Here is a 7,928-nt window from a genome sequence, read left to right on the forward strand (position 1 = left end):
TTCATTGAGCTGATGGTGACTATCGACGCCAGCGATGACCCGTTTTGGGGCGGGTCATCGCGGTGACGGTCAAGGCATCTGCGGCCGTTCCCGAGGGCGCAGGTCGAACACCAGCACCTCGGCATCTTCGCCGTGGCCCAGGCTGATCTGCCGTTCATCCCGCACGCGGGCGCCGTCGCCTTCCTGCAAGCGCTGGCCGTTGACTTCAACACTGCCTCGGGCCACGTGGATGTACACATGGCGATCCGGCGGCACGTCCAGCGTCGCGGCTTCGTCGCCGTCGAACAGCCCGGCATACACCCGCGCATCCTGGCGCACATTCAGCGAACCCTCGGCACCTTCCGGCGAGATGATCAATTGCAAGCGCCCACGTTTCTGCGCCTCGCTGAAGTGCACCTGTTGATAGCGCGGCTCGGCACCGATCACATTCGGCACGATCCAGATCTGCAGGAAGTGCACGCCCTGGCGTTGGCTATGGTTGAACTCACTGTGCGCCACGCCGCTGCCGGCGCTCATCAACTGCACATCGCCCGGGCGAATCACCGAGCCGGTGCCCAGGGTGTCCTTGTGTTCCAGGGCGCCTTCGAGCACATAGGAGAAAATCTCCATGTCGCGGTGCGGGTGCTGGCCGAAGCCTTTGCCGGCGGCGACGCGGTCATCGTTGATCACCAGCAGGTCAGAAAAACCCTGCTCGGCCGGGTTCCAGTAATTGGCGAACGAGAAGGTGTGAAACGACTTCAACCAACCGTGATTGGCGGCGCCGCGGTCCGAAGCTTTGCGAAGGGTCAGCATGGTCTTGTCCTCAAGTGAGAGCGGGCTGCGTCATGCAGGGCTCTTGCGTTGAGAAGAAGGTTAATGGTTGGCGTGAAATTCATTAAGAAGCTGAAATCTGTATAACTGTCTCTCTGAAGTTGACAGTAAAAGGCGTGCCATAATGTCGCCTCGACTTCCTTCTCGATGGACTTTCTCTGCATGAAAACCGTGGCCATGGCGCTGTTTCCGGACTTTTTGCTGCTCGATATGGCCGGTCCACTCGAAGTGTTTTCCATCGCCAATCGCTACCTGCCGGCGAACGCTCACTATCAGATCCTGACCATTGGCACCGAGCCTGGCCCACTGCGCGCCTCCAATGGTGTGCAGGTGCAACCCGACCTGTTACTGGAGCAGGCCCACGACGCCTATGACCTGTTGCTGGTGCCGGGCGGCCCCGGTGCCTATAACGAATGCCATCCTGCGCTGCTGCCCTGGCTCAAGGCCGCCGCACCCAGGGCGCGACGCTTTGGCTCGATCTGCACCGGCGCCTTTGTGCTGGGGCATGCCGGGCTGCTCGACGGCCACCGCGTGACCACCCACTGGCATTACACCGAACGCCTGATCAAGGGCTTCCCCAAGGCTATCGTCGAGACCGATCGTATTTATTTGCAGGATGGCCGCTTGATCACCTCCGGCGGGGTGACCGCCGGTATCGACCTGGCGCTGTCGGTCGTCGCCCAGGACCATGGCAAACAGGTGGCGGTGGACGTGGCCAAAGTGTTGCTGGTGGTGATGAAACGCCAGGGCGGCCAGGCCCAGTTCAGCCCGATGACGGCGGCTGTGGCGCCGTTGGAAACGGCGATCACCCGGGTGCAGAACCAGGTGCTGGCGCAGCTGGACCAGCCCTTTACCATCGACTCAATGGCCGCGCTGGCGGGCATGAGCGCGCGGCACTTCACGCGGCTGTTCGCCAAGGAAGTGCAGATGACGCCCATGGCGTTCCTGCAAGGCGCGCGCATCGACCGCGCCCGGCAGTTGCTGGAAACCACCGACCTGCCACTCAAGACCGTGGCGTTTCGCGCCGGGTTTGGCAGCGTGCGGCACATGCGTTTTCTGTTCAGTGAAAAGCTCGGCCTGAACCCTACGCAATACCGACAACAGTTCAGTTAGCGACAGGATGTCTGTTTCGCGCACCTGATTGGCCGTGGCGCTCCCCGTGCCAGCATTGTCCTGTCATGGCGAGCTGGCAAGATAGCCACAGGCCCATGGAAAAGGATGCGCAAACGCCCAAGGCCGGGTGTTCCAGCGCTTTGACCCGCATGCACAACCCACACGCAGTCAGCTTTGGCCCCTACACCTTTCACCGCCAACAGCGCCTGGTCAGCAAGGCCGGCCTGCCGGTGCCGCTGGGTGGGCGTGCGCTGGATATCCTCGCGGTACTGCTGGAGACGCCTGGGCAATTTGTGCGCAAAGACACGCTGATTGCCCGGGTCTGGCCGAGCAGCGTGGTGGAAGAGAACAACCTGCGCGTGCACATCGCGGCCCTGCGCCGTGCGCTGGACGGGCAGCGCTATATCCTCAATGAACCCTTGCGTGGCTACTGCTTTGTTGCGCCGGCCAGCGCCGCATCGGCGTTGCCCTGGCACAATCTGGCCGTGCGACTCAGCCCGGTGCTGGGCCGTGATGAGCTGTTGGGCACACTGGTGCGGCGCTTGTACAGCCAACGGCTGATCATGCTCACCGGTTGCGCTGGCGTGGGCAAGAGCACCGTGGCCCTGGCCCTGGCTGAACGCGTGTTGCCGCGTTATCGCGACGGCGTGTGCTGGGTGGATCTGGCAACGGTGCAAGGGCCGACCCACCTGCTGCCTCATCTGGCCGCCACGCTGAACCTGCAACCCTGTGGCAGCGCCAACGTATTGGCCGAGCAGTTGGCGCTGCGCCAGCTGTTACTGGTACTCGACGGCGCCGATGTGTTGCTCGGCGCCTGCCGCCACCTGGTGCGCACGCTGCAGGCACACGCGCCGCAGGTGACGGTGGTATTGACCAGTCGTGAAGCGTTGCAGGTGCCCGGCGAATGGGTGCAACACGTGCCCAGGCTGGCGCTGCCGATGCCCTCGGCCTGGCGCGGTGTCGAACAGGCGATGGCCGCTGCGGCGGTCCAGTTATTTGTCGCACGGGTGCGTGCCGGTCAGCAGGGTTTTGTGCTGCGTGCCCAGGATTTGGCGCCACTGCGCGACATCTGCCGGCGCCTCGACGGTATTCCCCTGGCCCTGGAACTGGCGGCGGCCCAGGTCGATGCCCTGGGCATACGGGGTGTGCACGAGCAGTTGCAAAGAGGCTTGCAGGTGTTGACGCGTGGCCGGCGCACGGCAGTGGAACGGCACCAATCCCTGATCGCGGCATTGGACTGGTCGTATCAGCGCCTGAGCCTGCCGCAGCGCTGGCTGTTTCTGCAGTTGGCGCTGTTCAAAATGGCCGTGACCTTGCCGCGCTTGAGCGAGCTGGTGGCAGGCACCGAGCTGGAACACGCCGACCTGTCCTACCTGCTGTCGCGTCTGGCGGCCACCTCGATGCTGGCGGTGGAGCCGGGCCCTGGCCCTGCGCGCTACCGCCTGCTCAACAGCGTGCGCAGCTACGCCCTGGCGCTGCTGCGCGACCCGCTGCAAGTCGCGCAATTGCAAAAGGGCTATGGGCATTACCTGGGCTCCCGTTCAGGCCGGCCGTTTGTCCTGCAACTCGTCGAGCAGGCGGCGTACGCAGACTAGGTCGTGGGTGGCAAAGCCTTCGTTGAATTGCTTGTAGAGAGTGTTCAACAGGTCGCGCGCCGCCTGCCGCCGTCCTTGGCGTTGCCATAGGCTTGCCAGCGACATTGCGCTGCGTAACTCCCAGGCCAGCGCGCCTTGCTGATGCGCCAGGGCCAGCGCCTCCAGCAGCAGCGTTTCGCGCGCGTGAAGGTCAGGTAACGCCTCGGCCCGCACGCGCAGAATCTCGGCGCTGCACCAACCGGCCGCGCCACTTCTGGCGCGCTCAAACACTTCATCATCTAAGTCGATGGCGTTGAACGTCACCAGTGTGTCCCGGACCAGGCCCAGCCCTTGCAAATTCGCCTGCGGCGCCGTGCCCGCGTAGTGCTGCGCCCAGGTGTGAAACAACTGCACCGAGTGTTTTTGTGCCTGTTGCAGCAACAGGTCGAGTAACGAGCGCGCCGCAGCGCTATCGCCGTTGTAGCGGGCGATCACCACGCCGGCCAGGGCCAGCGTGTAGCAGATCGAGGTGCCGTGGTTGATCTGCAGCGCCAGCTCCAGCGCCTGGTTGGCGGTACGCCAGGCACGCTCTGCAAAACCGCGCAGCCACAGGATGCGCGCAAGCATCGTCAACGACGCCACACTCTGGTCGTATTGCACGCCAAAGCCATGGGTAAACCGATTCAGATGGCCGCTGTGGGCCATGCGCTGCATCACTTGTTCGGCGTTGTGCAGCGCCAGTGCCTGGTTGCCGGCAAAGTGTTGTGCCAGCACCCGCAGGCGCTGGGCGCTGAGGTCCAGCAAGGGCTCGGATTGTGGGCCGAGCTGATCGAAATGCAGGCTCTGTGCCAACGCCTCACGGTAGTTGCCGCTGCACAAATTCACCGCCATATGGCCCGACACCGCCCGTAGCTGGCCGGTGAGGTCGTTGCTCGCTTGCGCCAGGCGCAGCGCGCCGGCAAAGGCTTGAATGGTCTGTGGCGTGCTGCCCTGGGCGTGGTAGGAAAAACTGCCCAGCGCCAGCTGCAATTCCATCTGCAGGCGCTGGCTCGGCGCGGTTGACTGCGCCAGCCGCGCCAGGGCCTCGCCCACGTACAGCCCGTGCTCGTGCAGCAGCGACAGTTCCTGCCACAACGGCATCGCACTCACCGTAAGGCGAATACCCAACAGGTGCGCACCCACCTCGCCCAGGCACCAATCGAGGGCGGCGCGAATGTCTTCGCGCAGCGGGGCATAGCGGCTGATCCACACCTGGGTCGCGATCAGTTCCCAGTCCTCCCGGGCCTGTTCCATCAGCGCCAGGCAGCGCGCCGCGTGGCGCTCGCGGGTGGCCTCAAGCTCGGCGGCCACGCTGAGTTTTTCCAGCGCGTAGGTGCGGGTGATGTCGAGCAGGCGATAGACCACGTCGTCATCGCCAGCCTCGACGTTGAGCAGCGACTTGGCCACCAACTGGGTGATCGAGCCCAGCACCTCGTTCGGCGCGATGCGCTCCCCGGCGATCACCGCCGCTGCGCTGGTCAGGCTGAACCCGCCACGAAATACGGCCAGGCGCCGCAGGCAAATCTGCTCGCAGGCCGTCAGCAGCTCGAAACTCCAGTCCAGCGTGGCGCGCAGGGTTTGCTGGCGGGGCAGGGCGCTGCGCCGGCCACGCACCAGCAGGCGAAAGTTGTCTTCCATTTGCACCAGCAGCCCCGGCAGGCCGAAGCGCTGGATCTGCGCCGCCACCAACTCGATCGCCAGGGGAATGCCGTCCAGGCGCTGGCAGATATCAATGGCCAGCGGCAGTTGCGCTTCGCTGAGTTCAAAACGGTCTTGATGGGACATGGCGCGTTCGATCAGCAGCTGCAACGCCGGGTAGCCGAGGGCCTGGGCACGGTTGCCGGAGGCGGGCGGGCAGGCCAGCGGTTCGAGGCGCTGCACGTATTCGCCTTCGGCGCGCAGCGCTTCGCGGCTGGTGGCCAGGATGTGCACGTGGGGCGCGTGGCGCAGCAGGGTTTCGCTGATCAGGGCGATGTCGTCGAGCAAGTGTTCGCAATTGTCGATCACCAGTAACAGCTGACGCGCGTGCAGGCTGCGGGCGAAGGTCAGCAGCGGCTCGTGCGCTTGGGTCGTGAGGTCGAGCAGCGCGGCGAGGTTGGGCAGGATCATCGACGGCGCGCTCAGCGGTGCCAGGTCCAGCAGGCGAATGCCGTCGCGGTAATGCCCGATCAGCAATTCGGCCACCCGCAGCGCCACGGTGGTCTTGCCGATGCCGCCTGCGCCGGTGAGGGTGATAAAGCGTTGCTGCGGCAGTTGCTGCACCAATGCATCGATCAGCGCCTGGCGACCGATCATCCGCGTGCGCCGCAGTGGCAGGTTATGGCCCTGGCTGTGGGGCGGGCCGTCGGCAGGAATCGTCATCGGTTCGATGCTCAGTGGCGCAACAAAACTGTAGCCGCGCTGGGCCACGGTGACGATGTAGCGCTGGCCGGCCTGGCCGTCGCCGAGTGCCTTGCGCAACGCCGCCATGTGCACCCGCAGGTTGCCGTCTTCCACCACCGTTTTCGGCCAGACCCGCGCGATCAGTTCCTGCTTGCTCACCACATTGCCGGCCTGCTCCAGCAGGATCAGCAGAATCTCCACCGCACGCCGTCCCAGGCGCAACGGGCGACCGGCCTCCAGCACCAGGCGTTGGCGCGGGTGGATGCAGTAGTGGCCGAAATGCACGGCCTGGTCGCTGAGGTCACTCATGGTGGCCCATGCTCGGGAAAAAGGGTTTGGCCAGCATATTCCAGGTGCGTACAGACCACTAGGCCGCAATCACGTGCGGCTTGTGACGCAAGTGGTGGTTTCGCCAGGTCATCGGGTTGACGCCTTCGCTGCGCGTGAACATGTGGCAGAAGTGCGCCTGGTCGCAAAACCCGCATTCCAGGCTGATTTGCGTGAGGCTCAAGGAAGAGCCGGTGATCAGTTCCTTGGCCCGCTGGATACGCTGTTGGCGAATCCACTCCTGCGGCGACAGCCCGGTGGTGCACTTGAAGGCGCGGGAGAAGTGGCTGCGCGACAGCGCGCACGCCTGCGCCAGGTCGGCAATTGCCAGGCTTTCGCCGAGGTTGGCAAGGATCAGTTGTTTGGCAATGCGCTCGCGTCGGGGGCATAGGCCGCCGGTCGCGGAGAAGCGCGGAGCACAGTACTCAAGTCGGGCCATGACAAATATCCGTAGTCGATGGGAGCGTTCCCGGTGAATGGATCCAGTGTAGACCGCTTCATTTTTGGCGCCGGACCGTCTGGCTGACGAGTTAATCGTTGTTAATTTCGCCAGGTCATGGCGCGGAAAAGACAGCACAGGCGTGCAATCGCCGCATGGCGGTCTCTGCTTATCTGGCGGCCTGAAAACCGTTTGGAAGCCGCCATGAACCGCAACGACTTGCGCCGCGTCGACATGAACCTGCTGGTGATTTTCGAAGCATTGATGTTCGAGAAGAACCTGACCCGGGTCGCCGAGAAGCTCTTTATGGGCCAACCGGCGGTGAGTGCGGCGCTTGGGCGCTTGCGGGATTTGTTCGACGACCCGCTGCTGTTGCGCAATGGGCGGGGCATGGAGCCCACGCCACGGGCGCTGGCGATACTCAAGGAGTTGCAACCGGCCATGGACACCATTTCCGGCGCGGTCAGCCGCGCCAAGGATTTCGACCCTTCCACCAGCTGCGCGGTGTTTCGTATTGGTTTGTCGGATGATGCGGAGTTCGGGTTGTTTCCGCCGTTGCTCAGTCAACTGCGTGAGGAGGCGCCGGGGATTATCGTGGTGGTGCGTCGGGCCAACTACCTGTTGATGTCGGCGTTGTTGGCCAGTGGGGAGATTTCGGTGGGGGTGAGTTACACCACGGAATTGCCGGCGAATGCCAAGCGCAAGAAGCTGCGCGATATTCCGTGCAAGGTGCTGCGTGGGGATGACGGGGAGGCGCCGCTGACCTTGGATGATTACTGCGAGCGGCCCCATGCGATGGTGTCGTTTTCGGGGGATTTGAGCGGCAATATCGACCTGGACCTGGCGCGGATTGGCCGGGCGCGCCGGGTGGTGTTGGCGGTGCCGCAGTTCAGTGGGTTGCGGGCGTTGTTGGCGGGCACGCGGATTATTGCGACGGTGCCGGATTATGCGGCCTGTGCGTTGACTGAGGGGACGGTGTTACGGGCGCAGGATCCGCCGTTTGAGATTGAGGCGGCGGAGTTGTCGATGGTTTGGAGTGGGGTGCATGATAATGACCCGGCGGAGCGGTGGCTGCGGTCGCGTATCAGTGAGCATATGTCGCGGGTGGTTTAGGCGTGGCGGCCTCTGGGCCGACCAGGTGGGGGGGTGGGGTGGGTGTATATCCGTTGCTGCGGTCACGGCCACTGGCGGTTCCGCTCTTACAGCGGGTCACTTTTGGCAAACGCCCGGAATGCCGGCCCAGC

6 protein-coding genes are annotated in these 7,928 nt (G+C 64.2%); 3 read left to right on the forward strand and 3 right to left on the reverse strand.

Annotation, left to right across the window (positions count from 1 at the left end; all coding sequences use genetic code 11):
• Window positions 1–69: 69 nt before the first annotated feature.
• A complete protein-coding gene (locus tag FPT15_RS19020) occupies window positions 70–792 on the reverse strand; it encodes a pirin family protein (protein WP_145163647.1) in 723 nt (240 codons plus the stop codon).
• A gap of 180 nt (window positions 793–972) precedes the next feature.
• On the opposite strand from FPT15_RS19020, the gene FPT15_RS19025 reads away from it, so the two are divergent.
• Entirely contained in the window at window positions 973–1,923 is a 951-nt protein-coding gene (locus FPT15_RS19025) for a GlxA family transcriptional regulator (RefSeq protein ID WP_145163649.1), read from the forward strand.
• A gap of 95 nt (window positions 1,924–2,018) precedes the next feature.
• Complete coding sequence (locus tag FPT15_RS19030; protein ID WP_145163651.1) at window positions 2,019–3,518, forward strand: winged helix-turn-helix domain-containing protein; 1,500 nt, start codon at window positions 2,019–2,021, stop codon at window positions 3,516–3,518.
• Here the strand turns inward: FPT15_RS19030 and FPT15_RS19035 are convergent.
• Window positions 3,465–6,227 carry a winged helix-turn-helix domain-containing protein gene (locus tag FPT15_RS19035; protein WP_145163653.1) on the reverse strand — a complete coding sequence of 921 codons (2,763 nt, stop codon included), beginning with the start codon at window positions 6,225–6,227 and terminating at the stop codon, window positions 3,465–3,467. The two genes, FPT15_RS19030 and FPT15_RS19035, sit on opposite strands and share 54 nt — an antisense overlap.
• Window positions 6,228–6,285: 58 nt before the next feature.
• Complete coding sequence (locus tag FPT15_RS19040; RefSeq protein WP_145163655.1) at window positions 6,286–6,684, reverse strand: helix-turn-helix domain-containing protein; 399 nt, start codon at window positions 6,682–6,684, stop codon at window positions 6,286–6,288.
• Window positions 6,685–6,888: 204 nt separating this feature from the next.
• Here FPT15_RS19040 and FPT15_RS19045 point away from each other — a divergent pair, with 204 nt between their 5' ends.
• Complete coding sequence (locus tag FPT15_RS19045) at window positions 6,889–7,797, forward strand: LysR family transcriptional regulator (RefSeq protein WP_145163657.1); 909 nt, start codon at window positions 6,889–6,891, stop codon at window positions 7,795–7,797.
• The last annotated feature ends 131 nt before the right edge of the window (window positions 7,798–7,928 follow it).

This window comes from Pseudomonas sp. RGB (assembly GCF_007713445.1).
Taxonomy (GTDB): domain Bacteria; phylum Pseudomonadota; class Gammaproteobacteria; order Pseudomonadales; family Pseudomonadaceae; genus Aquipseudomonas.

What these genes read in the sequence shown, in the direction of transcription:
- FPT15_RS19020 (WP_145163647.1), bottom strand. Translation starts at nt 792, where the DNA reads ATGCTGACCCTTCGCAAAGCTTCGGACCGCGGCGCCGCCAATCACGGT.
- FPT15_RS19025 (WP_145163649.1), top strand. Translation starts at nt 973, where the DNA reads ATGAAAACCGTGGCCATGGCGCTGTTTCCGGACTTTTTGCTGCTCGAT.
- FPT15_RS19030 (WP_145163651.1), top strand. Translation starts at nt 2,019, where the DNA reads ATGGAAAAGGATGCGCAAACGCCCAAGGCCGGGTGTTCCAGCGCTTTG.
- FPT15_RS19035 (WP_145163653.1), bottom strand. Translation starts at nt 6,227, where the DNA reads ATGAGTGACCTCAGCGACCAGGCCGTGCATTTCGGCCACTACTGCATC.
- FPT15_RS19040 (WP_145163655.1), bottom strand. Translation starts at nt 6,684, where the DNA reads ATGGCCCGACTTGAGTACTGTGCTCCGCGCTTCTCCGCGACCGGCGGC.
- FPT15_RS19045 (WP_145163657.1), top strand. Translation starts at nt 6,889, where the DNA reads ATGAACCGCAACGACTTGCGCCGCGTCGACATGAACCTGCTGGTGATT.